This window comes from Streptomyces californicus, from assembly GCF_000717645.1.
Lineage (GTDB): Bacteria > Actinomycetota > Actinomycetes > Streptomycetales > Streptomycetaceae > Streptomyces > Streptomyces californicus.
The window spans coordinates 85,214-110,147 of record NZ_JNZZ01000006.1; the positions used below are offsets into that span (position 1 = coordinate 85,214).

The following is a 24,934-nucleotide window of genomic DNA, read 5'->3' on the forward strand; positions in this document are numbered from 1 at the left end:
ATGACGGGACGAACACCCACCGGCGCGGGACCGTGGCCGTACGCGGTCTGGGCGCTGACCCGGGCCTGGCTGCTGGCCTGTGTGTTCCAGGTGGTCACGGTGGCGGGGCCCGACGTCACGGTGGACGTGTCGGTGATCTACCGGGGCTGGTACGAGACCCTGCTGACCGGCACGTACCCCCTGGACGACGTCACCTGGCAGTACCCGCCCGGTGCGGCGCTGGCGATCCTCTCCCCCGCCCTGCTGCCGTTCCTGGAGTACGCGGCCGCGTTCTTCGTCCTGGTGCTGGTGTGCGACGCGGTGGTGCTGGGGCTGCTGCTGTACGTGGCGCGGCGGCCGGGCATGCGGGCGGCGGGCGCCTGGGTGTGGGTCGTGGGGGTGCCGCTGCTGGGGCCGACGGTCTACGCCCGCTACGACCTGATGGTGACGGCGGTCGCGGTGGCGGCGCTGCTGGCCGGGGTGCGCAGGCCCCGGGCGCTGGGGGCGCTGGCCGCGTTCGGGGCGCTGCTGAAGGGGTGGCCGGCGCTGCTGCTGACGGGGGTGCGCAAGGGGCGTCCGACCCGGGCGGCGTGGACCTCGGCGGCTCTGGGCGCGGCGTGGCTCGCGGTGGCGTTCGCCCTGTGGATGCCGGGGGCCTTCGCCTTCCTGTCCTTCCAGCGGGACCGGGGCACGGAGGTGGAGTCGCTGGGGGCGCTGGTCTTCCATGTGGCGCGGCACATGGGGTGGGAGGGGCGGGTGGAGCTGCGGTACGGCTCGCTGGAGTTCCTCGGCCCGCACGTGGAGACGGTGTCGGCGCTGGCGCTGGGGCTCGCCGCCCTGGCGCTGGGCTGGCTGCTGCTGTGGCGGCTCCGGGCGCGGACGTTCGCGGCGCGCACCCCGGCCGAGGCGGCGTTCACGGCGGTGCTGCTGTTCACGGTCACCAGCCGGGTGATCAGCCCGCAGTACGTGGTGTGGCTGGTCGGCCTCGCCGCGGTGTGCCTGCTGTTCCGGGAGACCGCGATGACGGCTCCGGCCGTCCTGGTGGTGGTGTCGGCGGGGGTGACGCTGCTGGAGTTCCCGATCGGCTTCGGACAGGTGGTGGCGAGCGACGCGTGGGGCGTGGTGCTCCTGTTCGTACGGAACGGGCTCCTGGTGGCGGCAGCGCTGACGGCGGCGCGGCGGCTGTGGCGGTCGACGGTGCCGCCCCGGCCGCGTGCGCGGGAGACGGGGGCGCGGGAGGGTCAGCCGAGCCGGGCGGCGAGGTAGTCGCGCCAGTCGGCGGTGAACTGCTCCAGCGTGGTGGCGAGCACCGCCTTCATGGCCTGCTCCACCGCCCCCTCGCGCCCCTGGTGCCCGCCCACGGTCTCGTAGAAGGCGATCAGCTTCTCCGTGCCCCACCGCTCGGCGATCAGCTCGCAGGCCAGCCAGCCGCCCTCGTACGCCCCGGCCAGCTCGGCCGCCTCGCCGTCGAAGCCGAAGTCCCGGTCGGCGGGGAGCTTCGCGGGGGTCCGGCCGCCGCGGACGGCGTCGGCCAGCTCGGGGGCGACCGCCCCGGCGGACCGGTCCTCGCCCCGGTAGGCGGCCCAGTCGGCGAACCCCTCGGAGAGCCAGACGGGGGTGGCCGCGGAGGTGCTCGTCCGGGTGGCGACATGGGTCGTCTCATGGGTCAGGACGATCCGCTGCCCGAAGCTGCCGAGGGTGGCGTACGCCTGCGGGTTGACGACCACCCGGTCGGCGATGGCGGGGCGTTCGCCCGTGCCGCCGGCCTCCCCGGTGGTGACGGCGGCGATGCCCCGGTAGCTGGTCTCCGGCGAGCCCAGCAGCTTCGCCATGGACGACACGGAGTCCGGGACCAGGACCACCACGCGGCCGCTCCAGGGACGCGGCCACGCTTCCGAGACGGCGGGCACCGCGAGGTCCACGGTGTCGGCGATCTGCCGCAGCTCCTCCGCGCCCCGGCCGACGCCCAGGACGATGCTGTGGTCGCCCTTCACGACCTCCACGTCCCCCTGCTGCCAGAGCTGCCCCGACGCGCCGTCGGCGGGCCGGTCGGCGGTGATGTACCAGCGGTCCCCGTCGCGCATCAGCTCCAGGACGCGGCGGGTGGCGACCGGGGCGGTGTCGTACCCGGCGATCCGGTAGCGCAGCTCCACCTCGGCGGTGGCCCACTGCCCGTCCTGCTCGGTGATGTCCTTGACGTCGTACGTCCACGACTTCAGCGGCACGTCGGCGAGCCGGTCGAGTTCGGTGCGCTGGGCGGCCCGCAGCTTGGCGGCCTCGGGGGCCAGCGCGTCGAGATAGCCGGCCCGGTCGTGGGCGAGGACGGCGGCGGCGCGGCGCTCCAGGGTGGCGTCGAGGGCCCCGGTGGTGAGGGTGTCGTCCCGGTCGGCGGGGATCGCGCAGGCGGACGCGGTCAGGAGCGCGGCGAGCAGCGGGCCCGCCGCGCGCCACCGCAGCGGGGCTCTCGCGCCCGCGTCACGTCCTCGTACGGCCATCCGCCGATCGTACGGTCAGATCCGGGTGACGGACGAGACGGGCATCATGCCGACCGGATCGTAGCGGACCGCCGCACCGGGGTAGGGGGCGTGGATGACCTGGCCGTTGCCGACGTACATGCCGATGTGGCTGGCGTCGGCCCGGTAGGCGACCAGGTCGCCGGGTTGCGCCTGGGAGAGCGGCACCATGCGGCCGGCGTAGCGCTGGGCCTGGGAGGTGCGGGGCAGGCTCACCCCGGCCTGGGCGTAGGCCCACTGCATCAGGCCGGAACAGTCGAATCCGGAGGGGCCGTTGGCGCCCCAGACGTAGGGCCGGCCGAGGGCCTGGTGGACGGCGGCGACGGCGGACATCGCGCGCCCGGAGGCGGGGCCGAGGCCGGAGAGGTCGGGCGCGGCGTCGCGGCCGGAGCGCGAGGACCGGTCGAAGGAGGCGCGGTCCTGGGCCGGCAGGGACGCGAGCAGCCGGCGGGCCTCGCGGAGCTTGCCCTCGACGGCGCGCTTGTGGCGGGCGACGGCGGTGCGGCTGTGCTCCAGGTCGGACAGGGCGCGGGTGGCCTCGGCGCGGTTCTGGGCCATCGTGCGCTGGGCGTGGCGCAGCTTGTTGAGGGTGATCGCCTGGCGGGCCCCCGCCCGGTCGAGGGCGGCGGCCCGTTCCAGGTAGGTGTCCGGGTCGCCGGAGAGCAGCAGCGCGAGCGAGGGGTCGATGGCGCCGGTGCGGTACTGGGCGCCCGCCATCGCCCCGAGTTCGTCGCGCATCCGGTTGACCCGGTCCTGGCCCCGGGCGGTGGCGTCCAGGGCGCGGTCCGCCTCACCGCGCAGCCGGTCCACGCGCTCCCCGGCCTCGTTGAACCGCTCGGTGGCCCGCTCGGCCTCTTCGTAGAGGCGGTCGACGGCGGCCTTGGCGCTCTCCCGGGTCTCCTTCGGGTCGGCGCTCGCGGGAGCCGCCGTGAGCGTCGCCGCCGCGGTGGCGGCGGCCGCCGAGACGACCGTGACCCGGACGCCTCTGGTGAAGCCGGACTGTGTGGAACGGCGATGGGACACCACAGGTAGCCGCACTCCCTTCCGCTGACGCGGTGGTGCGCAGCCCCTGCCGCCCGGGCGGGCGGACCAAGTCCGGGAGCTGCGCAGCAGCCAGACAGTAATCGGCCGACTACGCGGCGGCCAAAGACCGCGCCGGTGGCGCAGGGGTGTCCCGACGCGGCCGCCCCGCCGGTGACCTTGGTCTCCGACGGGGCGGGGGCGTCAGTGCGGTGCGCGCGGATTCCCTCGTTCGGGCGTGCCGTCGCGGGTTTCCCGGGGGCGCTTCGGCGTCAGATGCGGACACCGAACTGGAAGGTGCCCATGTAGTCCATCGACTCGTAGCGGACGACGGTGCCCGGCTTGGGGGCGTGCAGGATCTGGTTGTTGCCGGCGTAGAAGCCGACGTGCGCCAGGTTGTTGAAGAAGACCAGGTCGCCCGGCTTGAGCTGGCTGCGGCCGATCTTCGTGCCGTCGTTGTGCTGGGTGAACGTGGTCCGGGTGATGTGGACGTTCGCCTGGGCGAAGGCCCACTGGGTCAGCCCGGAGCAGTCGTAGGCGTTGGGGCCGGTGGCGCCGGAGACGTACGGCTTGCCGAGCTGGGTGGCGGCGGCGGCGAGGGCGGCGGCGCCGCGGTTGGACGCGGGGGCCTCGTTGCCGAGCTTGACCCGGTCGCCGGCGTCGCGGCTGGCGCGCTGCTCCTCCTGGGCCATCTTGGTGCGCTCGGCCTGCGTCAGCGTGTTGAGGAGCCGCTGGGCGTCGGCGAGCTTGGCCTGGTACTTCTTCTTGTTCTCGCCGAGCTTCTTACGGACGTCGGCGAGGTCGCCGAGCTTGTCCTGGGCTTCCTTGCGCTGCTGGGCGAGGGTGCGCTGCTTGGACTGGATCTTCTGCAGCGACTCCGTCTGCTTGACCGTCAACTGGTCGAGCGCGGAAGCCTGTTCGAGGAAGCTGTCCGGGTCCGAGGCGAGGAAGAGGGCCACGGAGGGGTCGAGGCCGCCGCTGCGGTACTGCGCGGTGGCGATCGAACCGAGTTCGGAGCGGAGCGTGTTCAGCTCGGCCTGGCCGCGGGCGACCTTGTCCTGGAGCGCGTCGACTTCCTTCTTCAGGTTGTCCTGCTGCTCCTTGGCGCCGTTGTACTTCTCGGTGGCGGCCTCGGCCTCGTGGTAGAGCTTGTCGACCTTCGCCTTGACTTCGCTCTTGCTGGGCTTCGGGTCGGCGTGGGCGGCCTGGGAGGTCAGGGCCACGGCGGCGGCGGCAGTCGCGGTGAGCACGGTGACGCGGGCCCGGCTCGGCTGCTTGGGACGACGGTGGGACGCCACGGAGGCGAGCTCCTTCTTCCTCAGCCGCCTACCGGGCAAGTGGGGGAAGAAATCCCCGGCTCCGTGCACATGACGGACTCGGCGGTTCCTTCGCCGTCACCCCCAATGGGTGATCAACCGTGCGAAGGTTCGAGCCCTGACCCTAGTGACCATCTTGTGATCAGTTCAAATCCCCACAGGATTTTTCTCGTCACACCAGGCACTTCTTTACTCTCACCGCACCGCGTGTAGCGGCGACTTGACGGTACGTTCCCAGAAATCCGGCATGTCACACATGCCACCCAAAGCCCTTTAGACGCGCGAAAGGCGCTTGAGGAGCATGACGGACGCGACGGGCCGCGCCCCGGCCTTCGCCACACCGTCCGCCACCTCCCGGTCCGTGGAGACGACCACCACGGGCCGTCCCGGCGGCTCCGCGCGGGCGAGTTGACGGATCACCTCGTCCGCCGTGACGCCGGGCTTGCTGAACAGCACCCGCACTCCGCGCGGCGGGGCCAGCAGCACCGGGGCCGCCAGTTCCGCCCCGTCGAAGACGCAGGTCATCTCGGCTCCGGTCTGCGCCGCGAGCACCGAGAGCCCGCCCAGCAGCCGCAACCGCTGCTTCTCCAGCGGCATCTGGGGATAGCCGGTCTTGGTGACGTTGTAGCCGTCCACGATGAGATGGGCCTGCGGCAGCGCCAGGAGCTGGTCCAGCAGGGCCGGATCGGTCTCGGAGAGAGCGCGCGCGGCGATGTCCTTGGGCGACATCCGGCCCGGCTCCAGCGCGTCCACGGTGTCGGCGGGGTGCGTCGTCGCCGGGGGCAGAGCCAGCTCCCGCCGCAGCCCCGACGCCGCGTCCAGCACGGTGTCCAGGAGCAGCCGCAGCCGCATGTCCTCCACCGACCGGCCCTCGCGAGCGGCCCGGCGGCTCGCCTCCAGCGCCGACTCGGCCTCCCCCAGCCGCCCCTTGAGCCGCCGCGACTCGCTCTCCGCGGCGGAGAGCTGGGCGGCCGACTCGGCCCGTACGGCGTCGGTCTCGGCGACGCTGCGGCGCAGGGCGGCCTCGCCGCGCTTGACCTCGCTCTGGGCGCTGCGCAGCTTGCGGTGGAGCGACTCGGCCTCCTTGCGGGCCGCCTCCAGCTCCGTACGCAGCCGTTCGGTCTCGGCACGGGTCTGCGCACGGGCGCGCTCCAGCTCCTCGCGCACCTGCTCCAGCTCGCGCCGGGTCTCCTCGTCCGCCCGTTCCGCGTCGGCGCGCTGGACCTCCTCGCCGGCGGCCTCGACCAGCTTGACCCACCCGGTCGGGCGCAACACGTAGGCGGCCGCGGCGACATCGAGGGGATCGGCGGCGGCGGGCGGCGAACCCGCCTCCAGGGCGCCGGTCAGCTCCGGCTGGGACTGGCCGAGCCGCTCTCCGATCCGCTGCCGGAAGACGGCGTCGCTCTCCAGCGCGGCGGCCATCGCGTTCCCCGCGAACTTCGCCCGCCGGGTCGGGGTGAACCGGGCGTACTGTCGTAGCTGGGACGGCAGTTCGGAGACGGTCAGGCCGCCGAAGGCGTCCGCGACCAGCGCGATCACCCGCCGTCGCACGCCTTCGGGCAGCGGACGGCCGAGCGCCTCTGCGCCGCCGCCGGCCTCATCGGCCGGTCCGGCGCCGCTGGTCGGCTGTTCCACCGTCCGTCACCCCATATACGTGAAGGGCCCGCTCCTCAGGAAGCGGCGCCCGGCTTGTCCACCAGTTCGATCTGGTCCACCGCGTTGCACCAACGACAACGGACCGACTCGATGGTCTCACTGACCACCTCCCGCTCCTCGACACTCGGCTCACCGGCCAGGTCGAGGTGGACGTACTCCACGACCTTGGAGAAACGGGTCACGTCGAAGCGCGTGAGGTTGCCGCACAGGGTGCAGCGCCAGCGGGTCCCGTCGGTCGGCAGGGGAACCGTCGTCATCGTTGCGTCCTCTTTCGTCGTCTCCAGGAGTCCGCGCCGGGCGCGCCGCCGCGTCTCCACCTGTCTACGTCAAGGATCTCGCGGTGCGCCGTCGAACTGCGGAAGTCCTGGCGTAACCCTACGGCCTCGCGTATAGCCATCGGCACGGCGAGGCGCTCCCTCCCGTTCTGAGCCGTTACGTCATGCTCTGTACATGATCGAGTGGCGGCAGGCCGGTTGGCGGACCACGGCGAGGAGGATCAGGGACTCGGCGACGGCGGGCGGCGCCCCGGTCACGTACGGACTCATCGGCGTCTGCGGGGTGGTGTTCCTGATCAGCCCGCTCTCCGGGTTCGGCGGCGCCGCGCACCGCACCGAGGACGCGCTGCTCGCCGCCCAGGCCGCCTACTTCGAGCGGTGGGGGGTGATCCCGGCGGAGCTGTGGCAGGGCTCCGCGCACGCGCTGATCACCCCGTTCACCGCGCTGTTCGTGCACGGCAGCTGGCTGCACCTGCTGGGGAACCTGCTGTTCCTGTACGTGTTCGGCGCGATGGTCGAGGAGCGCATGGGCCGCGTGGGGTTCACCCTGTTCTACGTGGGCTGCGGCTATGTGGCCCTGGTCTGCTACGCGGCGGCGCACGCGGACTCCGAGCAGACGCTGGTCGGGGCGTCGGGCGCGATCTCCGCGGTACTGGGCGCGTTCCTGTACCTCTTCCCCAAGGCCCGGGTCACCAGCCTGTTCCCGTTCCTCTTCTTCCTGCCGCTGCGCTTCCCCGCCTGGATCGTGCTGGTCTTCTGGTTCGCCCTCCAGTGGGCGGCGGCGCAGGGCGCGGACGCGGGCCCCGGAGTGGCGTATCTGGCGCACGTGGCGGGCTTTGCAGCCGGGTTCCTCTGCGCGTGGGCGGGCTACGGGCGTCGGGCTAGAGTGAGGACTCCAGCCACCGAGGGAGACAGCCAGCCGTGATCACCGCGATCGTGCTCATCAAGACCAGCGTGGACCGGATTCCGGAGATCGCCGAGGCCATCGCCGCGCTGGACAGCGTCAGCGAGGTCTTCTCCGTGACCGGCACCTACGACCTGATCGCCATGGTCCGGGTCGCCCGCCACGACGACCTCGCCGACGTCATCCCCGGCCGGATCAGCAAGATCCCGGGCGTCGAGGGCACCGACACCCATGTGGCCTTCCGTACGTACTCGCAGCACGACCTGGAAGCGGCGTTCGCCATCGGCCTCGACGCGTGACTCCGGTGCACCGACGCGTGACTCCGGTGCACCCCGGCCGGGGACGGGCAGCGCGCCCGTCCCCGGCCGGGGTGTCTCAGGCGGTACGGGCGGCCTCGCCGCGGTCCGGGACGCAGCGGCCGTCCTCGGTGCGGTAGTTCCAGCGGGCGCCGTCGCGGACCAGTTCGGAGACCGCGCGCAGGAAGCGGTCGATGTGCTCGTCGGGCGTACCGGCTCCGAAGCTCACCCGGATCGCGTTGAGCGAGCGCTCGCCCGGCTCGGCCTCGGGCGCGCCGCACTCCCCCGGGTCCTGCGGGTCACTGCCGAGCAGGGTGCGGACCAGCGGGTGGGCGCAGAAGAGGCCGTCGCGGACGCCGATGCCGTACTCGGCGGAGAGCGCGGCGGCGAAGTGCGAGCTGTTCCAGCCGCGCACCACGAAGGAGATGACGCCGACCCGGGGCGCGTCGTCGCCGAACAGCGAGAGCACCTGCACCTCGGGCACCTCGGCGAGCCCCTCGCGGACCCGGGAGACCAACTCCTGCTCCCGGGCGACGAGGTTGTCGAAACCGGCCTCGGTCAGGGCCTTGCAGGCGGAGGCGATGGAGTAGACGCCGATGACGTTGGGCGAGCCGGCCTCGTGGCGGGCGGCGGTGGTGTGCCAGTCCACGTCCACACCGCCGTCGGCGCGGCGGGAGACCTTGCGGGACGCTCCGCCGCCGGCGAGGTAGGGCTCGGCTTCCCGGAGCCAGTCGGCGCGGCCGGCCAGGACTCCGGAGCCGAAGGGCGCGTACAGCTTGTGCCCGGAGAACGCGACCCAGTCGACGTCCAGTTCGGCGATGTCCACCGGGTGGTGCGGGGCGAGCTGCGCGGCGTCCAGGACGATACGGGCGCCGTGCGCGTGGGCGGCGGCGGCCAGCTCCTTCACGGGCCACAGCTCTCCGGTCACGTTGGAGGCGCCGGTGACGCAGACGAGGGCGGGGCCGTAGGGGTCGCGGTCGGCCAGCGCGCGCTCCAGGGTCTCGACTGCCTGGGCCGGGGTGCGGGGCGCGTCGAGGTAGGTGACCCGGGCGTCGCGCCACGGCAGCAGGGACGCGTGGTGCTCGGTCTCGTAGACGAAGACCTGGCAGTCGGCGGGGAGCGCGGCGGCCAGCAGGTTGAGGGAGTCGGTCGTGGAGCGGGTGAAGACCACCTGGTCCTCGGCGCGGCAGCCGAGGAACTCGGCGACCGTGCGGCGGCTGTTCTCGAAAAGGTCGGTGGAGAGCTGCGAGAGGTAGCCGGCGCCGCGGTGGACGCTGCCGTAGTACGGGGCGTACGCGGCGACGTCGTCCCAGACCCGCTGGAGGGCCGGGGCGCTGGCGGCGTAGTCGAGCGCGGCGTAGACGACCTCACCGCCGGTGACGAGCGGAACGGTGACGTCCTGTCCCAGCACGGGCAGCGGGGCACAGACCGACGGGTCGAGGGCAGCGGTGGTGACAGACATGGCGAACTCCCGTTACAGGCAGGCGAAATCCGTGCGCCGGCGGATACGCGGCAGCGCAAGGAGGAGATGAGGAAAGAGGTGCGCGGAAGAAGGGCCGACCGGCCCGGGGGCCGAAAGGGCCCTACCGCATTCGCTTGCTCACAGAAGGCTCCCTAGGGACCAGGACCCCGGGGGCTGACATCCGCTGGATGCCGAGGGGCCCGCGCTTGCCGCAGACCTCGCTGCCTACGGCCTGGTCTTCACCCGGGGCACCCCGCCACGGACGGAGGGTTGCCGGACAGCGGGCCGGGGCCGTAGTCGCTGTCACTCATGACCTGCGCAGCATCTTGCCACATGTGTCCGTGCGCGCAAGGGCGCGGTCCGGCATCCGGACCGCGCCCTCTCCCGTGGTGGGGCCTTCTCAGGCGTTGCTGGCCGTCACCCAGCGCTCCAGGGCCCGCTTGGCCGCCCCGGAGTCGATGGATTCGGCCGCGACCGCGATCTTCGCCGCGATCTGTTCGTCGAGCGTTCCGCTGCCGGGGTCGAGGGCGACCAGGGCCGCCGCCGAGTTGAGCAGGACCGCCTCCCGGACCGCCCCGCCCTCGCCGTCCAGCAGCCGGCGGGCCACATCGGCGTTGTACGAGGCGTCCGCGCCGCGCAGCGCCTCGACGGGGACGATGGGCAGCCCGACGTCGCGCGGGTCGAACGCCTCCTCGCGGACCGCGCCGTCCCGCACCACCCAGACCCGGGAGGTGGCGGTGGTGGTCAGCTCGTCCAGTCCGTCGTCGCCGCGGAAGACCAGGGCGGAGTTGCCCCGGTCGGCCAGGACGCCCGCGACGATGGGCGCCATGCGGGCGTCGGCGACGCCGACCGCCTGGGCGCGGACCTGCGCCGGGTTGGTGAGGGGGCCCAGCACGTTGAACGTGGTCTGCGCGCCGAGTTCCTTGCGGGCCTTGGCGGCGTACCGCAGGGCGGGGTGGAACTTCACGGCGAAGCAGAAGGTGATACCCGCCTGCTCGGCGACCTCGACGACCCGTCGCGGGGTCAGCTCCAGGTTGACGCCGAGCTTCTCCAGCACGTCGGAGGAGCCGCTGGCGGAGGAGGCGGCCCGGTTGCCGTGCTTGACGACCTTGGCGCCGGTGCCGGCGATGACGATCGCGGACATGGTCGAGATGTTGACCGTCCTGGCCAGGTCGCCGCCGGTGCCGACGATGTCGACCGTGCGGCCCGGCACCTCGATGGTGTTGGCGTGGGCGTACATCGCGCGCACCAGCCCGGTGACCTCGTCGACCGTCTCCCCCTTGGCCCGCAGCGCCACGGCGAACCCGGCGATCTGCGCGTCGGTGGCCTCGCCGCTCATGATGCGGTCCATGGCCCAGGCGGTCTCCTCGGAGCTGAGGTCCTCGCCGCGCAGGAGCGGGTTCAGGAGGCCGGGCCAGGAGGGGGCCGCCACGCCGTCGCCGCCGCTCGGGGTCACCACGTTCATGGTCCGCTCCAGGGTCCACAGCCGGTCAGATGGATGGGTTCCACCCTATCCAGCCCCGGGGACCGCGAAGAGCCCCGTCCAGCGAATGGACGGGGCTCTCGCGGTGGCGATCAGTTCAGGTGATCAGTGGTGGCCGTGGCCCTCGCTGATCTCCTTGTACTCCTCGGGGGTCGCCTTGGGGATCTGGTTCCCCTCGCCGTAGTACCCCTTGCTGAGCTTGGCGCGCAGCTTCTGCACCGGGGAGATCTTGCGCTTGACGCCGTTCTCGTCGACCTCGGGCCCGAGCTCGACCGGCCGGTACTGCTCGTGCGCCGTGAGCGTGTGCAGCTGGCCCGGGCTGAGCGGCTCGTGGACCTCGACGAACTCACCGTGCGGCAGGCGCTTGATGAGACCGGACTCGCGTCCGTGCAGCACCTTGTCCCGGTCGCGGCGCTGGAGGCCGAGGCAGATCCGCTTGGTGACGATGAAGACGATGACCGGTCCGAGGAAGAAGAAGATCCGGACGAACCAGGTGATCGCGTTGATCGACAGGTGGAAGTGCGTGGCCCACAGGTCGTTGCCGCCGCCGATGAGGCCGACGAAGTACGCCGTGATCCACGCGGCGCCGAACGCGGTGCGTGTCGGGGCGTTGCGCGGGCGGTCCAGGATGTGGTGCTCGCGCTTGTCGCCGGTGACCCAGGACTCGATGAACGGGTACATGGCGATGGCGCCGAGCACCAGACCGAAGGCGACCAGCGGGATGAACACGCCCAGGACGAGCGTGTGGCCCCACAGGTTGATCTCCCAGCCCGGCATGACACGGACCAGACCCTCGGCGAAGCCCATGTACCAGTCGGGCTGGGCCCCGGTGGACACCTGGTCGACCCGGTAGGGGCCGATGGCCCAGATCGGGTTGATCGTGGCGATGGCCGCGATGGCCGCGATGACGCCGAAGACGAGGAAGAAGAACCCTCCGGCCTTCGCCATGTACACGGGCAGCAGCGGCATGCCGACGACGTTCTTGTTGGTCCGGCCGGGACCCGCGAACTGCGTGTGCTTGTGGTAGAAGACCAGGATCAGGTGGGCCACCAGCAGACCGAGCATGATGCCCGGCAGCAGCAGGATGTGGATCGAGTAGAACCGGGCCACGAAGTCGTGGCCGGGGAACTCGCCGCCGAACAGGAACATCGAGATGTACGTGCCGACGATCGGCACGGACAGGATCGCGCCCTGGGTGAAGCGGACACCCGTACCGGAGAGCAGGTCGTCCGGGAGGGAGTAACCGGTGAACCCGGTGAACATGCCGAGCACGAACAGCAGGAAGCCGAACATCCAGTTGATCTCGCGCGGCTTGCGGAAGGCGCCCGTGAAGAAGACGCGCATCATGTGCACGAACATGCCGGCGAGGAAGATCAGCGCGGCCCAGTGGTGGATCTGCCGCACGAGCAGACCACCGCGGACCTCGAAGCTGATCTTCAGCGTCGAGGCGTACGCCTCCGACATCCGGATGCCCTGCATGGGCTCGTACGGACCGTGGTAGACGATCTCGCCCATGCTCGGCTGGAAGAACAGCGTCAGATACACACCCGTGAGGATGATGATGATGAAGCTGTAGAGGCAGACCTCACCGAGCATGAAGGACCAGTGGTCCGGGAAGATCTTGCGCATGTTGGCCTTGGCCAGGCCGTAGATGCCCAGGCGGCCGTCCGCCCAGTCGGCGACCCGCTCACCCGCCGGGGCCTTGCGCCCGCTCGCCGGTTCGGCGGCGGAGGGGTTTGTCGTCGCAGTACTCATCCGCGCTCCCAGAAGGCAGCACCGACGGGCTCGTCGAAGTCGCCGAGCGCCTCGAGGTTGCCCTCGCTGTTGACACCGATCCGCAGCTGCGGAAGGGGGTGGCCGGCGGGACCGAAGATGACGCGAGCGCCGTCGGAAAGGTCGAAGGTGGACTGGTGGCACGGGCAGAGCACGTGGTGCGTCTGCTGCTCGTAGAGGCTGATCGGGCAGCCGACGTGGGTGCAGACCTTGGAGAAGGCGACGATGCCCTCGTGGGCCCAGTCCCGCTGGCGCTTGTCCTTGATGTCGTCCGGCTCGATGCGGACGAGCATCAGGGCGGCCTTGCCCATCTGCGTCTGGAAGTCGTGCGCCTCCGGGTCGAGCCCCTCGGGCATGGCGAAGGCCAGCGACCCGACGGTGATGTGCTCGGGGCGCAGCGGCTTCATCGTGTTCATGTTGATGAGCTGCTTGCCCTCCGCCCAGAGGGTCTTGCGGAGCTTCTTCTCCGGCAGCGGACCGAGGTCGCGCAGCAGGACCACGCCGGAGAGCGGCACCAGGGCCAGCGCGCCGAACATGGTGTTGCGGATCAGCTTGCGGCGGCCGATCGCGGACTCCTCGGCGCCGGCCGCGAAGTCGGCCATGACCTGGGCCTTGACCTCGGGGGTCGCCTCGATCGGGTGACGCTCGGCCGCGACCTCGACGTCGGACATCAGGGTGCGCGCCCAGTGGACGGCGCCCGCGCCGATGAAGAAGAGCGCCGCACCGAGGGTGAGGCCCAGGGAGAAGTTGAGCGCGCTCACGTGGCCGAAGGGCCAGATGTAGACGATCTTGTCCACCGGGAAGATGACGTAGGAGGCGATGAAGCCCACCGTCGCCAGCATCGAGAGGGTGAACATGAGCGCGACGGCCCGCTCCGAGCGCTTCGCTGCGCGCTCGTCGAGGTCCTGGATGCGCGGCTGGTGGGCCGGCAGCCCGGGGTCGGCGAACGGGTCGTCCGAACGCTCCACCGCGCCGTGCGCGGTCTCCTGCACCACGGGCAGGTTGTCTTCTGGAATCTGTTGGCTACTCATGACTTCTTGGCCTTAGCGGTGTGGGCCGCGACCCAAACGGCGACTGCGACGAGCGCACCGAGTCCGAAGATCCAGGCGAACAGGCCCTCGCTGACCGGGCCGAGACCGCCGAGGGCCAGACCGCCGGGGCTCTCCGTCTTGTCGCCGTTCACCGTCTCGATGTACGCGATGATGTCCTTCTTCTCCTGCTCCGGCATCGTCGTGTCGGGGAAGGAGGGCATGCTCTGCGGGCCGGTCTGCATGGCCTCGTAGATGTGCTTCGGGCTCACACCTTCGAGGTCGGGCGCGTACTTGCCCTCGGTCAGGGCTCCGCCCTTACCGGTGAAGTTGTGGCACTGGGCGCAGTTGGTGCGGAACAGTTCGCCACCGTTGGCGACGTCCGCGCCCGCCGGGTCGACCTGCTTGTCGGTCGGCGTGATCGGACCGGCGCCGAGCGACGCGACGTACGCCGCGAGCTGGTCGATCTCCGCCTGGCTGTAGATGACCTTCTTCTTCGGTACCTGGGCGCCCGGCTGCTGCGCGGGCATGCGGCCCGTACCGACCTGGAAGTCCACGGCGGCGGAGCCGACGCCCACGAGGGACGGCCCGTCGGTGGTGCCCTGACCGCCGGTTCCGTGGCAGCTGGCGCAGCCTACGGCGTAGAGCTTCTTGCCCTCTTCGATGGCGAGGGACTGGGCGGTTTCATCGGCCTGCGCCTTGCCCGCAGGCGCAAACGCGGCGTACAGCCCCCCGGTAGCCGCCAGCGCGAGGAGTAGTACGACGACCGCCGCCAGCGGATGGCGTCGTCGTGCGGAGAGCTTTTTCACGGATTACCCCGGTGTCAGGATCTTCTGCGTCGATGGTGGGCGGGTGCGAGCCCGGTTACTTGATCATGTAGATCGTTGCGAACAGACCGATCCATACGACATCGACGAAGTGCCAGTAGTAGGACACGACGATGGCGGCGGTGGCCTGATCGTGGGTGAACCTCTTGGCCGCGTACGTTCTGCCGAGGACCAGCAGGAAGGCGATGAGACCGCCTGTCACGTGCAGACCGTGGAAGCCGGTGGTCAGGTAGAACACCGAGCCGTAGGGGTCGGACGAGAGGGAGAGCCCCGCGTCCTTGACCAGCTCGGTGTACTCCAGGACCTGGCCGCCGATGAAGATCGCACCCATCACGAACGTGATGATGAACCAGGTGCGGAGCTTCTTCACATCGCCCCGCTCGGCGGCGAAGACGCCGAGCTGGCAGGTGAGTGAGGAGAGCACCAGGATCGTGGTGTTCGTCGCCGAGAACGGGAAGTTCAGATGGTCGGACATCTCCTTCCAGTACTCGGGTCCCATCACCGATCGCAGGGTGAAGTACATCGCGAAGAGGGCCGCGAAGAACATCAGCTCGGAACTCAACCAGATGATGGTTCCGACGCTGGTGAGGTTCGGCCGATTGACCGACGGGTGCGCGTGCCCGGTTTCTACTGTCGTTGCTGTCGCCACGACCGACATTATGTCGGTCGCTTATCCCGCCCTCACCCCGGGGGGTGCCGTTCGGTGTGTCCGTACCGTCCGCAGGGGTCGCGCCCTGCGCCGAACGGCCCATCCGAAGGTCGTCATTACCGGTGCTGACGGCCGGTCGGGCGGAGTACGATCCGCGCATCGGTTCATGCCCCGAGAGCCCCGACGACGTCGATGTCACGGAGGAACAATGCAGGCGACCGCCACGGTCCTGGTCTACAGCGACGACGCCAACATCCGGGAGCAGGTGCGGCTGGCAGCCGGACGCCGGCCCGCCGCGGACGTTCCACCGGTGGAGTTCCTGGAGTGCGCGACGCTCCCCGCCGTCCTCGCGGCGCTGGACGCCGGGGGCGTCGACGTCTGTGTCCTGGACGGGGAGACGGCTCCCGTCGGCGGGATGGGCGTCTGCCGCCAGATCAAGGACGAGATCTTCCGCTGCCCGCCGGTGCTCCTGCTGATCGGCCGCCCCCAGGACGCGTGGCTGGCCACCTGGAGCCGCGCGGAGGCGGCGGTGACGCTGCCGGTGGAGCCGGTGGAGTTCGCCGACGCGCTGGCCGCCCTGCTGCGGCAGCGGCTGGCCGTGGAGGCCTGAGCGGCCTCCACGGCCCGATGCTCGACGCCCGGCGGCCTGTCCGGCCCGGGTCTCAGACGTGGGGACGCAGCCGGGCCGCCTGGAGGGTCTGCGGGCTGTCCGGCGCCCCCTCGTGGAGGGCGCTGCCCTGCTGCCACTTCTCCCAGGAGAGGTTCCAGTCGCCGAACCCGTTGCCGAACGGGTCCATCTCCTCGCCCTCGCTGCCGACGACCTTGACGATGTCGCCCTCCCGGACGGTGTCGAAGAACCATTCGGCGTTGCTCGTGCTCATGCCGGTGCAGCCGTGGCTGACGTTGGCACTGCCCTGGGAGCCGACGGACCACGGGGCGGCGTGCACGTACTCGCCGCTCCACGTCACCCGGGTGGCCCAGTAGACCGGCAGGTCGTACGACTCCGACGAGCCGGCCGCGATGCCGATGCTCTCGCCGCGCATCCGGACGAACTGCTCCTTGGCGAGGACCACCTTGACGCCGTTGCGGGTGGAGAACCCGGGCTTGCCGGTGGTGACCGGAATGGTGTTGATCACTTCTCCGTTGCGCAGGACCGTCATGGAGTGGTCCGAGGCGTCGGTGATCGCCTCGACCCGGTCGCCGGTCTTCAGCTGGAGGGGCTTGGCGTCGGCTCCGTAGAGCGCGTTGGTCACCTTGATGCCCGCGAGGTTGGACCGCACCTCGATGGAGGCGTTGGCCGGCCAGTACTCCTTCGGGCGGTAGTGCAGCTTCTTGTCGTCCACCCAGTGCCAGGAGCCGGTGACCGCCGGGGTGGAGCGGACCTTCAGGGCGCGCTCGACGGTGGCCCGGGCCGCCTTGTCGGTGATCGGAGCGCTGAGTTCCGCTGTGATGGGCTGTCCGACGCCGTAGGTGCCCGCCTCCGGGCCGAAGGCGACCTTCAGCAGCTTCTTGGGCGAGGAGGTGTCGAAGGAGAGCGTACGGACGCCTGGGGCGCCGTCGCCGTTCTCCATGGCGACCCTGACGGTGTATCCGGCGCCGGCCGCCAGCGGGGCGGTGGAGCGCCAGCGCCGACCGTCGGCGGAGAGCTCGCCCGCGAGGTGGCGGCCGCCGGTGTCGACGGCGCTGACGTCGGTGATGCGCCCGTCGTCGCCCTTGACCGTGATTTCCAGGGGCTTGTCGGGGTCGGCCTTCTCCTTGGCGGAGGGGCCGTTGAAGGAGACCTGGTCGCTCGCGTCGAACGGCTTCGTCGAGAGCGGGTGGCCGTCGGGGGAGCCACAGGCGGTCGCACCCGCGACGAGGGTGGCGACCAGCAGGGTGCAGCTCACTGCGGTGCGGATGCGCGGCGTGTGGTTCATGCCGTCCACGCTAGGAAGATTCATCCGTTCCGGCGCGTCGGGTGACTGCAAACGAGGGAAGGGCCCGCGTCGCTCTCGGCGACGCGGGCCCTTCCTGGTACAGCGCGTTTCACCGCCGGGGCGGTGTAACGGTCTGCGGTGTCACTGGGTGCGGTTCTCGCCCCGGTAGTACTCGAAGACCCAGCCGAAGAGGCCGATCAGGAGCATGGGGGCGGAGAAGTACAGGAGCCACCAGCCGAAGACGACGCCCATGAAGGCGAAGGCTCCGCCGACCGCCAGGGAGAGCGGCTGCCAGCTGTGCGGGGAGAAGAACCCCAGCTCGCCGGCCTCGTCGGCGACGTCGGCTTCCTTGTTGTCCTGGGCCATCGCGTCGACCCGCTTGGCCGTGAAGGCCAGGTAGAAGCCGATCATGAGGGCCAGCCCGAAGGCCAGGAAGAGCGCCGTGGTGCCGACCGGCTCCTTCGACCACACGCCGTACACGCCGGCCATGACGAGGATGAAGACGCTCAGCCAGATGAACATCTGTCCCTGGATCTTCACTTGCCTGCCTCCTTGCCGCCGGCGAGGGCCTTGTCCGACTCGGAGTCATGGCCGAGCTGCTCCAGCGCGGTGATCTCCGGGTGGTGCAGGTCGAACGCCGGGGATTCGGAACGGATCCGCGGCAGCGTGAGGAAGTTGTGCCGCGGCGGCGGGCAGGAGGTGGCCCACTCCAGCGAACGGCCGTAGCCCCACGGGTCGTCGACCTCGATCTTCTTGCCGTACTTCGCGGTCTTCCAGACGTTGTAGAAGAACGGGAGCATCGACAGGCCGAGCAGGAACGAGGAGATCGTCGAGATCGTGTTCAGCGCGGTGAAGCCGTCGGCGTCGAGGTAGTCCGCGTAACGACGCGGCATGCCCTCGGCACCGAGCCAGTGCTGCACCAGGAACGTGCCGTGGAAGCCCACGAACAGGGTCCAGAACGTGATCTTGCCGAGCCGCTCGTCCAGCATCTTGCCGGTGAACTTCGGCCACCAGAAGTGGAACCCGGAGAACATCGCGAAGACCACGGTGCCGAAGATGACGTAGTGGAAGTGCGCGACGACGAAGTACGAGTCGGAGACGTGGAAGTCCATCGGGGGCGAGGCCAGGATGACGCCGGTCAGACCACCGAAGGTGAAGGTGATCAGGAAGCCGACGGCCCAGAGCATCGGTGTCTCGAAGGACAACGACCCCTTCCACATCGTGCCGATCCAGTTGAAGAACTTCACACCGGTCGGTACCGCGATGAGGAATGTCATGAACGAGAAGAACGGTAGGAGCACGCCGCCCGTCACGTACATGTGGTGCGCCCACACCGTCACCGAAAGGCCGGCGATGGCGATGGTGGCCGCGACCAGACCGATGTAGCCGAACATCGGCTTGCGGCTGAATACCGGAATGACCTCGGAAATGATTCCGAAGAATGGTAGCGCGATGATGTACACCTCTGGATGGCCGAAGAACCAGAAGAGGTGTTGCCATAGCAAGGCGCCGCCATTGGCCGCGTCGAAGACGTGCGCACCGAATTTACGGTCGGCCTCCAGCGCGAAGAGCGCGGCGGCCAGCACCGGGAAGGCCAGCAGGACCAGGACACCGGTCAGCAGGACGTTCCAGGTGAAGATCGGCATGCGGAACATCGTCATGCCGGGAGCGCGCATGCAGATGATCGTGGTGATGAAGTTGACCGAGCCGAGGATCGTGCCGAAGCCGGAGAAGGCCAGACCCATGATCCACATGTCGGCGCCGACGCCCGGCGACCGGACCGCGTCCGAGAGCGGGGAGTAGGCGAACCAGCCGAAGTCGGCGGCGCCCTGCGGGGTGAGGAAGCCGGCCACCGCGATGATCGAGCCGAAGAGGTACAGCCAGTACGCGAACATGTTCAGCCGCGGGAACGCCACGTCGGGCGCGCCGATCTGCAGCGGCATGATCCAGTTCGCGAATCCGGCGAACAGCGGCGTCGCGAACATCAGCAGCATGATCGTGCCGTGACCAGGTAGAGCGTACCGATCGTCTTGTGGTCGGTGGTGGTCAGCCACTTCACGACGATGTTTCCCGGCTGCTTGCGCCGCACGGGCAGCTCGTCCTCGTACGAGTCGTCTGCCGGAGCGGCACCCTGAGGTTCGTTGAGGATGCTCACAGTTGGTTCTTCTCCGCATTCCTGGCCGGGTCGGTCTGGGCGATGCCTGCCGGCACGTAGCCCGTCTGACCCTTCTCAGCCAGCTCCTTGAGGTGCTGCTGGTAACGCTCCGGGGAGACGACCTTGACGTTGAAGAGCATCCGGGAGTGGTCGGCGCCGCAGAGCTCGGCGCACTTGCCCATGAAGGTGCCCTCCCGGTTGGGAGTGACCTCGAACGCGTTGGTGTGGCCCGGGATGACGTCCTGCTTCATGAGGAACGGCACCACCCAGAAGGAGTGGATGACGTCACGCGAAGTCAGGACGAAGCGGACCTTCTCGCCCTTCGGCAGCCACAGGGTCGGACCCGGGTTGCCGTTCTGCGGGTTGCGGGTCCCGGGGATGCCCACGTCGTAGACGCCGCCGGCGCCCTCGGGGAAGTCCTCGCGGAACCGGTCGGGGATGGCGTCGAGCTCCTTGGGGAACTCGGGGCCCGCTGCGGGCTGGCCGTCCACCTTCTCGATGTAGTTGAAGCCCCAGCTCCACTGGAAGCCGACCACGTTGATGGTGTGGGCGGGCTTGTCGGAGAGCTCCAGGAGCTTCGACTCGTCCCGGGCGGTGAAGTAGAACAGCACCGAGACGATGATGAGGGGAACCACTGTGTACAACGCCTCGATGGGCATGTTGTACCTGGTCTGCGGAGGTACCTCCACCTTGGTCCGGCTACGCCGGTGGAAGATGACGCTCCAGAGGATCAGCCCCCAGACAAGGACACCCGTGACGAGCGCTGCCGCCCACGAGCCTTGCCAGAGGGAGAGGATCCGAGGGGCCTCTTCCGTTACCGGTGTGGGCATTCCGAGGCGGGGGAAATCCTCCCAGTTGTATGAACAACCGGAGGCCGTCGCCAGGACCAGGCCCGCAGTCAGCACCTGCGGCAGCTTCCGCCGCATCGGGCGCCGCGACGAGCGGTCGGAGCCGTTGGGACTCACGTAGCGCCTTCCCGAGAGTCTCGCCCGCACGGTTCGGCGCGCCCGTATGTCTCTGGTCGGTCGCCGGCCCTGACGCGGGCAGGGGTTTGGATGTTTATGCGGACCAAACCCTACTGGACGCTATTTGGGGTCGCGCGGGGAGGGTGCCCAACGCGCCGCCGGACACCCCCATGGAGTGGAATCCACGCCTCCGGCCCCCATCTGACGGCCCCTCGCCCGTCCCCGCGGGGCGGCCCCCGGCGAGGTGGGGCCGGGTGCGGGCTAGCGTGGCCGGGTGCCCTACTTCGATGCCGCCTCCGCCGCCCCCCTGCACCCCGTCGCACGCCAGGCCCTGCTTGCCGCGCTCGACGAGGGCTGGGCCGATCCAGCCCGTCTGTACCGGGAGGGGCGGCGGGCCCGGCTGCTGCTGGACGCGGCCCGCGAGGCCGCGGCGGAGGCCGTGGGCTGCCGTCCGGACGAGCTGGTCTTCACCTCGTCGGGGACGACGGCGGTGCACGCGGGAATTGCCGGGGCTCTTTCGGGGCGTCGGCGTGTCGGCCGCCATCTGGCCCACTCCGCGGTCGAACACTCGTCGGTGCTCCACGCGGCGGCGGCCCATGAGGCGGACGGCGGATCGGTCACCGAGGTCCCGGTGGACCGCTCCGGGGCGGTGGACCCGGCGGTGTACGGCGACGCCCTGCGGGCGGACACCGCGCTGGCCTGCCTCCAGTCGGCCAACCACGAGGTGGGCACCGAACAGCCGGTGGCGGAGGTCGGCGCGCTCTGCGCGGAGGCGGGGGTGCCGCTCCTGGTGGACGCCGCCCAGTCGCTCGGCTGGGGCCCGGTCCCCGCGGGCTGGTCGCTGCTGACCGCGAGCGCGCACAAGTGGGGCGGGCCGGCCGGGGTCGGGCTGCTCGCGGTCCGCAAGGGGGTGCGCTTCGCCCCGCGGGGCCCGGCCGGTGAGCGGGAGTCGGGGCGGGCGCCGGGGTTCGAGAACCTGCCGGCGATCGTGGCGGCGGCGGCCTCGCTGCGCGCGGTGCGGGCGGAGGCGGCGGCCGAGGCGGTACGGCTGCGGGCCCTGGTGGACCGGGTCCGCAGCGTGGTGGCCGAGCGGGTGCCCGATGTGGAGATGGTGGGCGATCCGGAGCGGCGGCTGCCGCATCTGGTCACCTTCTCCTGTCTCTATGTCGACGGGGAGACGCTGCTGCACGAGCTGGACCGCAGGGAGTTCTCCGTATCGTCCGGTTCGTCCTGTACGAGCAGCACGCTGACGCCGAGCCATGTGCTGAGGGCGATGGGCGTGCTCTCGGAGGGGAACATCCGGGTGTCGCTGCCGCCGGGCACCGCCGGGGCGGACGTGGACCGCTTCCTGGAGGTGCTGCCCGGGGTGGTCGCCGAGGTGCGCGAACGGCTCGGTGCCCCGGCCGCCCCGCTCTCGCCGCCCCACTCCCCCGCGCCCGCCGCGTCCCTGGTGGTCGACGCGCTGGGGCGCCGGTGCCCGATCCCGGTGATCGAACTCGCAAAGGTGATCGGGGAGGTACCGGTGGGCGCCACGGTGACGGTGCTCGCCGACGACGAGGCGGCCCGGCTGGACATCCCGGCCTGGTGCGAGATGCGGGGTCAGGAGTACGTGGGCGAGGAGCCGGCGGACCGGGGCTCCGCGTACGTGGTCCGCCGGCTCGGCTGATCAGACCAGGTGCTGCTGGACCTCGGCGGCGGCCTCGTGCCCGTACGCCTTGGTGAAGCGGTCCATGAAGGCGGTGCGGCGCAGGGTGTACTCCTGGGTGCCGACCGTCTCGATGACCAGCGTGGCGAGCATGCAGCCGACCTGGGCGGCGCGCTCCAGACCGACGCCCCAGGCCAGGCCGGAGAGGAAGCCGGCCCGGAAGGCGTCGCCGACGCCGGTCGGGTCGGCCTTGGCGGTCTCCTCGGGGCAGCCGACCTCGATGACCGCCTCGCCGGCGCGCTCGATCCGGACACCGCGGGCGCCGAGGGTGGTGACCCGGTGGCCGACCTTGGAGAGGATCTCCTCGTCGCTCCAGCCGGTCTTGGACTCGATGAGCCCCTTCTCGTACTCGTTGGAGAAGAGGTAGGTGGCGCCGTCGAGGAGGATGCGGATCTCCTCGCCGTCCATCCGCGCGATCTGCTGGGAGAAGTCGGCGGCGAACGGGATGTTCCGGGAGCGGCACTCCTCCGTGTGGCGGAGCATCGCCTCGGGGTCGTCGGCGCCGATCGAGACGAGGTCGAGGCCGCCCACGCGGTCGGCGACGCTCTTGAGCTCGATGAGGCGGGCCTCGCTCATCGCGCCCGTGTAGAAGGAGCCGATCTGGTTGTGGTCGGCGTCGGTGGTGCAGACGAAGCGGGCGGTGTGCAGGACCTCGGAGATCCGGACGGAACCGGTTTCGACGCCGTGCCGGTCGAGCCAGGCGCGGTACTCGTCGAAGTCGGACCCGGCGGCGCCGACCAGGATCGGGCGGGTGCCCAGCATCCCCATTCCGAAGCAGATGTTGGCGGCGACACCGCCCCGGCGCACATCGAGGTTGTCGACCAGGAAGGAGAGGGAGACCGTGTGCAGCTGATCGGCGACCAGCTGGTCGGCGAAGCGGCCGGGGAAGGTCATGAGGTGGTCGGTGGCGATCGAGCCGGTGACTGCAATACGCACGGGGAGACTGCTCCTGCGGAAGGCGAAGGGCCGTGAGTGCGCCCTCCGGGACGACGTGACAGTTCACGCTACCGGGTGAGCCCGACGACCGGGAAAAGGGAAAACTACCCGATAGTAGGGCTTACTACCTGAGCGTGGGCGTGGTTACGGTGCGGATATGTCGAACCACACCGCACCGCACGAGTCGGAATTGAGCCTGGCCGCCCTGCGCGGCGACTGCGCGCGGATGGCGCCGCACTGGACGGCGCCCCCCAGGAGCGCCCCGGCCCCCGTGAAGCCGTCCCTGATCAACGGGGTGACGGTGCCGTCCTCGTCGGCGCGGCTGGTCGGCTCGATGTCCGAGTACGGGGACTGAGCGCCGGTCGGGACCGTTCGCACGGCAGCGGCTTCAGGCCGTTTCCTGGCGGGTTGCCGGTCGTACGGCAGCGGCTTCCGGCCGTTCCGTACCGGTTGCCGGTCGTACGGCCGGGTGGCCCCGCTCCCCCGGGGCCACCCGGCCGGGGCACACGGTCGGCCGGTCGGTGGAACCGCGCGCTCCTCCGCTCCGTCCCATCGGTGTCCCCGCCCGGGGGCACGCGGTTGGCACCGCGACGTCAACGCAGGCGAAGGAGCGATCCGGTGAGCACCGAGCGACCCGACAACGACGTGACCGGTCCCCGGCGGCGGCGTCCGCCGCTCGCGGTGGCCTCGGTGGCCGCGGCCGTCCTGCTGGCCGGCGGCGGCGGCGCCTACTGGGCCGCCACCGCCTCGGGTGACGGCGGCGGGGCGGACAGCGCGGCGGCGGCGCGGGGCGAGATCCGGCCGTTGTCCCTGGACGCCGCCGCCGACGACCCGCGCGGCGCCTCCTCGGCCTCGGACTCCCCGCCCGCGGGCATCGCGCCCGGCGAGCCGGACCCGTCCGGCCCGCCCGTGGTCTACCGGGCGGCGGGCGAACTGCCGGACGGCCCGGACGAGGCGGCGGTCCACGAGGCGAAGGGCTCGGTGGCCTCGGCCGACGTCGCCCGGCTGGCGAAGGCGCTGGGCGTTCCCGGCACGCCGCGTACCGAGGGCGCGTCCTGGGTGATCGGGGACGACGACGGCCCCGGCGCCCTCCTCAAGGTGGCGAAGCAGGCCCCGGGCACCTGGACGTTCGCCCGGACCACCCCGGCCCAGCCCTGCGAGCCGGGGAAGATGTGCGCGAACGGGCCCGCCGAGCCGGGAGCGGGCGGCGGGGAACCGGTGAGCGAGAAGGCCGCGAAGGCGGCCGCGGCCCCGGTGCTCAAGGCGGTCGGCCAGGACGACGCGGCCCTGAACGCGGGTCAGCTGATGGGCGACGTCCGCGTCGTCAACGCCGACCCGAAGGTCGACGGGCTCCCGACCTACGGCTGGTCCACCGGCGTCCAGGTGGGCCCGGACGGCGAGGTGACCGGCGGCAGCGGCCACCTCAAGGCGCTGGAGAAGGGCGACACCTACCCGGTCGTCGGCGCGGACGAGGCGCTGAAGCAGTTGAACGCGGAGAGCAGGGGGAAGGGCGACGGCGGCCGGGACATCGGCGGCTGCGCCACGCCCGCGCCGCTGGAAGGGGAGCAGAAGTCGCCGTCCGACCCCCAGTGCGTGCCGTCGAACGGCAAGCGGGCGCCGGTGGAGCAGACGGTGGAGGACGCGCGGCTCGGCCTGGCGCTGAACCACGTGGACGGCCGGCCGATGCTGGTGCCGACCTGGCTGTTCACGGTCAAGCAGGCCCCGGGCGGCCCGGAGAACACGGTCACGCGGATCGCGGTGGACCCGGAGTTCGTCGAGAAGCCGCAGACCCCGACGCCGTCCGGGGACCGGAAGGTGACCTCGTACGGGGCCGACGGGCGGACCCTCGACGTGACCTTCTGGGGCGGTGTGTGCAGTACGTACACGGCGAGCGCGCGGGAGAGCGCGGGCCAGGTGCGGATCACGGTCACGGAGAAGCCGCAGGAGGGGAAGAAGGCCTGCATCATGATCGCCAAGGAGCTGACCCGGACGGTGGAGCTGGAGAAGCCGCTGGGCGACCGTACGGTGATCGACGCGGCCTCGGGCGGGGCGGTGCCGCGCGGCTGACGCGGACCC

General features: G+C 71.0%; 22 protein-coding genes, 1 pseudogene and 1 riboswitch. Of the genes and pseudogenes, 7 read left to right on the forward strand and 16 right to left on the reverse strand.

What is annotated here, in order from left to right:
* A complete protein-coding gene (locus tag IF19_RS0109745) occupies nt 1-1,245 on the forward strand; it encodes a glycosyltransferase family 87 protein (protein ID WP_030117839.1) in 1,245 nt (414 codons plus the stop codon).
* Here the strand turns inward: IF19_RS0109745 and IF19_RS0109750 are convergent.
* The 5 genes from IF19_RS0109750 to IF19_RS0109770 form a co-directional block, all read right to left on the reverse strand.
* Complete coding sequence (locus tag IF19_RS0109750) at nt 1,221-2,474, reverse strand: hypothetical protein (RefSeq protein ID WP_030117840.1); 1,254 nt, start codon at nt 2,472-2,474, stop codon at nt 1,221-1,223. The two genes, IF19_RS0109745 and IF19_RS0109750, sit on opposite strands and share 25 nt — an antisense overlap.
* Before the next feature lie 15 nt (nt 2,475-2,489).
* Nucleotides 2,490-3,518, reverse strand: coding sequence for a C40 family peptidase (locus IF19_RS0109755; RefSeq protein WP_030191602.1), 1,029 nt, complete (start codon nt 3,516-3,518; stop codon nt 2,490-2,492).
* A 266-nt stretch (nt 3,519-3,784) separates the two neighbouring features.
* Nucleotides 3,785-4,810 (reverse strand): C40 family peptidase, encoded by a 1,026-nt coding sequence (locus tag IF19_RS0109760; RefSeq protein WP_030117842.1) that lies wholly within the window; start codon nt 4,808-4,810, stop codon nt 3,785-3,787.
* A 291-nt stretch (nt 4,811-5,101) separates the two neighbouring features.
* On the reverse strand, nt 5,102-6,463 hold the full coding sequence (locus IF19_RS0109765) for an NYN domain-containing protein (RefSeq protein WP_030277309.1): 1,362 nt from the start codon (nt 6,461-6,463) through the stop codon (nt 5,102-5,104).
* Between the two features lie 35 nt (nt 6,464-6,498).
* Nucleotides 6,499-6,741, reverse strand: coding sequence for a hypothetical protein (locus tag IF19_RS0109770; RefSeq protein WP_030117845.1), 243 nt, complete (start codon nt 6,739-6,741; stop codon nt 6,499-6,501).
* Nucleotides 6,742-6,934: 193 nt separating this feature from the next.
* Here IF19_RS0109770 and IF19_RS0109775 point away from each other — a divergent pair, with 193 nt between their 5' ends.
* Nucleotides 6,935-7,684, forward strand: a complete 750-nt coding sequence (locus IF19_RS0109775; RefSeq protein ID WP_030117846.1) for a rhomboid family intramembrane serine protease — start codon at nt 6,935-6,937, stop codon at nt 7,682-7,684.
* Nucleotides 7,681-7,962: an Lrp/AsnC family transcriptional regulator gene (locus IF19_RS0109780; RefSeq protein ID WP_003969641.1), complete on the forward strand. Its 282-nt coding sequence runs from the start codon at nt 7,681-7,683 to the stop codon at nt 7,960-7,962. Before IF19_RS0109775 ends, IF19_RS0109780 begins: the two co-directional genes overlap by 4 nt.
* Before the next feature lie 76 nt (nt 7,963-8,038).
* On the opposite strand, the gene IF19_RS0109785 is transcribed toward IF19_RS0109780, so the two are convergent.
* From IF19_RS0109785 to ctaE, 6 genes are all read right to left on the reverse strand, one after another.
* Complete coding sequence (locus IF19_RS0109785) at nt 8,039-9,421, reverse strand: aminotransferase class V-fold PLP-dependent enzyme (RefSeq protein ID WP_030117847.1); 1,383 nt, start codon at nt 9,419-9,421, stop codon at nt 8,039-8,041.
* Between the two features lie 197 nt (nt 9,422-9,618).
* Nucleotides 9,619-9,736: riboswitch (SAM riboswitch) on the reverse strand.
* 85 nt (nt 9,737-9,821) lie between these two features.
* Complete coding sequence (trpD, locus tag IF19_RS0109790) at nt 9,822-10,886, reverse strand: anthranilate phosphoribosyltransferase (RefSeq protein ID WP_030117848.1); 1,065 nt, start codon at nt 10,884-10,886, stop codon at nt 9,822-9,824.
* Between the two features lie 123 nt (nt 10,887-11,009).
* Complete coding sequence (gene qcrB, locus IF19_RS0109795; protein WP_030117849.1) at nt 11,010-12,659, reverse strand: cytochrome bc1 complex cytochrome b subunit; 1,650 nt, start codon at nt 12,657-12,659, stop codon at nt 11,010-11,012.
* On the reverse strand, nt 12,656-13,708 hold the full coding sequence (qcrA, locus tag IF19_RS0109800) for a cytochrome bc1 complex Rieske iron-sulfur subunit (RefSeq protein WP_030117850.1): 1,053 nt from the start codon (nt 13,706-13,708) through the stop codon (nt 12,656-12,658). The genes qcrB and qcrA overlap by 4 nt, the downstream gene beginning before the upstream one ends.
* Nucleotides 13,705-14,514, reverse strand: coding sequence for a cytochrome bc1 complex diheme cytochrome c subunit (gene qcrC, locus IF19_RS0109805; protein WP_030117851.1), 810 nt, complete (start codon nt 14,512-14,514; stop codon nt 13,705-13,707). Before qcrC ends, qcrA begins: the two co-directional genes overlap by 4 nt.
* Before the next feature lie 55 nt (nt 14,515-14,569).
* Nucleotides 14,570-15,190 (reverse strand): aa3-type cytochrome oxidase subunit III, encoded by a 621-nt coding sequence (ctaE, locus tag IF19_RS0109810; protein ID WP_030117852.1) that lies wholly within the window; start codon nt 15,188-15,190, stop codon nt 14,570-14,572.
* Between the two features lie 199 nt (nt 15,191-15,389).
* On the opposite strand from ctaE, the gene IF19_RS0109815 reads away from it, so the two are divergent.
* Entirely contained in the window at nt 15,390-15,791 is a 402-nt protein-coding gene (locus IF19_RS0109815; protein ID WP_030191593.1) for a DNA-binding transcriptional response regulator, read from the forward strand.
* 52 nt (nt 15,792-15,843) lie between these two features.
* Here the strand turns inward: IF19_RS0109815 and IF19_RS0109820 are convergent, their stop codons facing one another.
* The 4 genes and pseudogenes from IF19_RS0109820 to ctaC form a co-directional block, all read right to left on the reverse strand.
* Entirely contained in the window at nt 15,844-17,097 is a 1,254-nt protein-coding gene (locus tag IF19_RS0109820) for a L,D-transpeptidase (protein WP_030117854.1), read from the reverse strand.
* 141 nt (nt 17,098-17,238) lie between these two features.
* The gene (locus IF19_RS0109825; RefSeq protein ID WP_030117855.1) at nt 17,239-17,637 is read right to left on the reverse strand and encodes a cytochrome c oxidase subunit 4; all 399 of its coding nucleotides are present in this window, start codon (nt 17,635-17,637) and stop codon (nt 17,239-17,241) included.
* Nucleotides 17,634-19,252 (reverse strand): annotated as a pseudogene (gene ctaD, locus IF19_RS01000000134615) (aa3-type cytochrome oxidase subunit I). Before ctaD ends, IF19_RS0109825 begins: the two are co-directional and overlap by 4 nt.
* On the reverse strand, nt 19,249-20,217 hold the full coding sequence (gene ctaC / locus IF19_RS0109835) for an aa3-type cytochrome oxidase subunit II (protein WP_030118063.1): 969 nt from the start codon (nt 20,215-20,217) through the stop codon (nt 19,249-19,251). The pseudogene ctaD and the gene ctaC overlap by 4 nt, the downstream one beginning before the upstream one ends.
* 274 nt (nt 20,218-20,491) lie before the next feature.
* On the opposite strand from ctaC, the gene IF19_RS0109840 reads away from it, so the two are divergent.
* Nucleotides 20,492-21,883, forward strand: a complete 1,392-nt coding sequence (locus IF19_RS0109840) for a cysteine desulfurase/sulfurtransferase TusA family protein (RefSeq protein WP_030277311.1) — start codon at nt 20,492-20,494, stop codon at nt 21,881-21,883.
* On the opposite strand, the gene IF19_RS0109845 is transcribed toward IF19_RS0109840, so the two are convergent.
* Complete coding sequence (locus tag IF19_RS0109845; protein WP_030289933.1) at nt 21,884-22,858, reverse strand: carbohydrate kinase family protein; 975 nt, start codon at nt 22,856-22,858, stop codon at nt 21,884-21,886.
* Nucleotides 22,859-23,015: 157 nt separating this feature from the next.
* Here IF19_RS0109845 and IF19_RS1000000136010 point away from each other — a divergent pair, with 157 nt between their 5' ends.
* Together IF19_RS1000000136010 and IF19_RS0109855 are read left to right on the forward strand one after the other, a co-directional pair.
* Nucleotides 23,016-23,213: a hypothetical protein gene (locus IF19_RS1000000136010; RefSeq protein ID WP_030732863.1), complete on the forward strand. Its 198-nt coding sequence runs from the start codon at nt 23,016-23,018 to the stop codon at nt 23,211-23,213.
* A gap of 263 nt (nt 23,214-23,476) precedes the next feature.
* Nucleotides 23,477-24,925 carry a hypothetical protein gene (locus IF19_RS0109855; RefSeq protein ID WP_030277313.1) on the forward strand — a complete coding sequence of 483 codons (1,449 nt, stop codon included), beginning with the start codon at nt 23,477-23,479 and terminating at the stop codon, nt 24,923-24,925.
* Nucleotides 24,926-24,934 lie beyond the last annotated feature (9 nt).

What these genes read in the sequence shown, in the direction of transcription:
- IF19_RS0109745 (WP_030117839.1), top strand. Translation starts at nt 1, where the DNA reads ATGACGGGACGAACACCCACCGGCGCGGGACCGTGGCCGTACGCGGTC.
- IF19_RS0109750 (WP_030117840.1), bottom strand. Translation starts at nt 2,474, where the DNA reads ATGGCCGTACGAGGACGTGACGCGGGCGCGAGAGCCCCGCTGCGGTGG.
- IF19_RS0109770 (WP_030117845.1), bottom strand. Translation starts at nt 6,741, where the DNA reads ATGACGACGGTTCCCCTGCCGACCGACGGGACCCGCTGGCGCTGCACC.
- IF19_RS0109775 (WP_030117846.1), top strand. Translation starts at nt 6,935, where the DNA reads ATGATCGAGTGGCGGCAGGCCGGTTGGCGGACCACGGCGAGGAGGATC.
- IF19_RS0109785 (WP_030117847.1), bottom strand. Translation starts at nt 9,421, where the DNA reads ATGTCTGTCACCACCGCTGCCCTCGACCCGTCGGTCTGTGCCCCGCTG.
- trpD (WP_030117848.1), bottom strand. Translation starts at nt 10,886, where the DNA reads ATGAACGTGGTGACCCCGAGCGGCGGCGACGGCGTGGCGGCCCCCTCC.
- qcrB (WP_030117849.1), bottom strand. Translation starts at nt 12,659, where the DNA reads ATGAGTACTGCGACGACAAACCCCTCCGCCGCCGAACCGGCGAGCGGG.
- qcrA (WP_030117850.1), bottom strand. Translation starts at nt 13,708, where the DNA reads ATGAGTAGCCAACAGATTCCAGAAGACAACCTGCCCGTGGTGCAGGAG.
- ctaE (WP_030117852.1), bottom strand. Translation starts at nt 15,190, where the DNA reads ATGTCGGTCGTGGCGACAGCAACGACAGTAGAAACCGGGCACGCGCAC.
- IF19_RS0109815 (WP_030191593.1), top strand. Translation starts at nt 15,390, where the DNA reads ATGCAGGCGACCGCCACGGTCCTGGTCTACAGCGACGACGCCAACATC.
- IF19_RS0109820 (WP_030117854.1), bottom strand. Translation starts at nt 17,097, where the DNA reads ATGAACCACACGCCGCGCATCCGCACCGCAGTGAGCTGCACCCTGCTG.
- IF19_RS1000000136010 (WP_030732863.1), top strand. Translation starts at nt 23,016, where the DNA reads ATGTCGAACCACACCGCACCGCACGAGTCGGAATTGAGCCTGGCCGCC.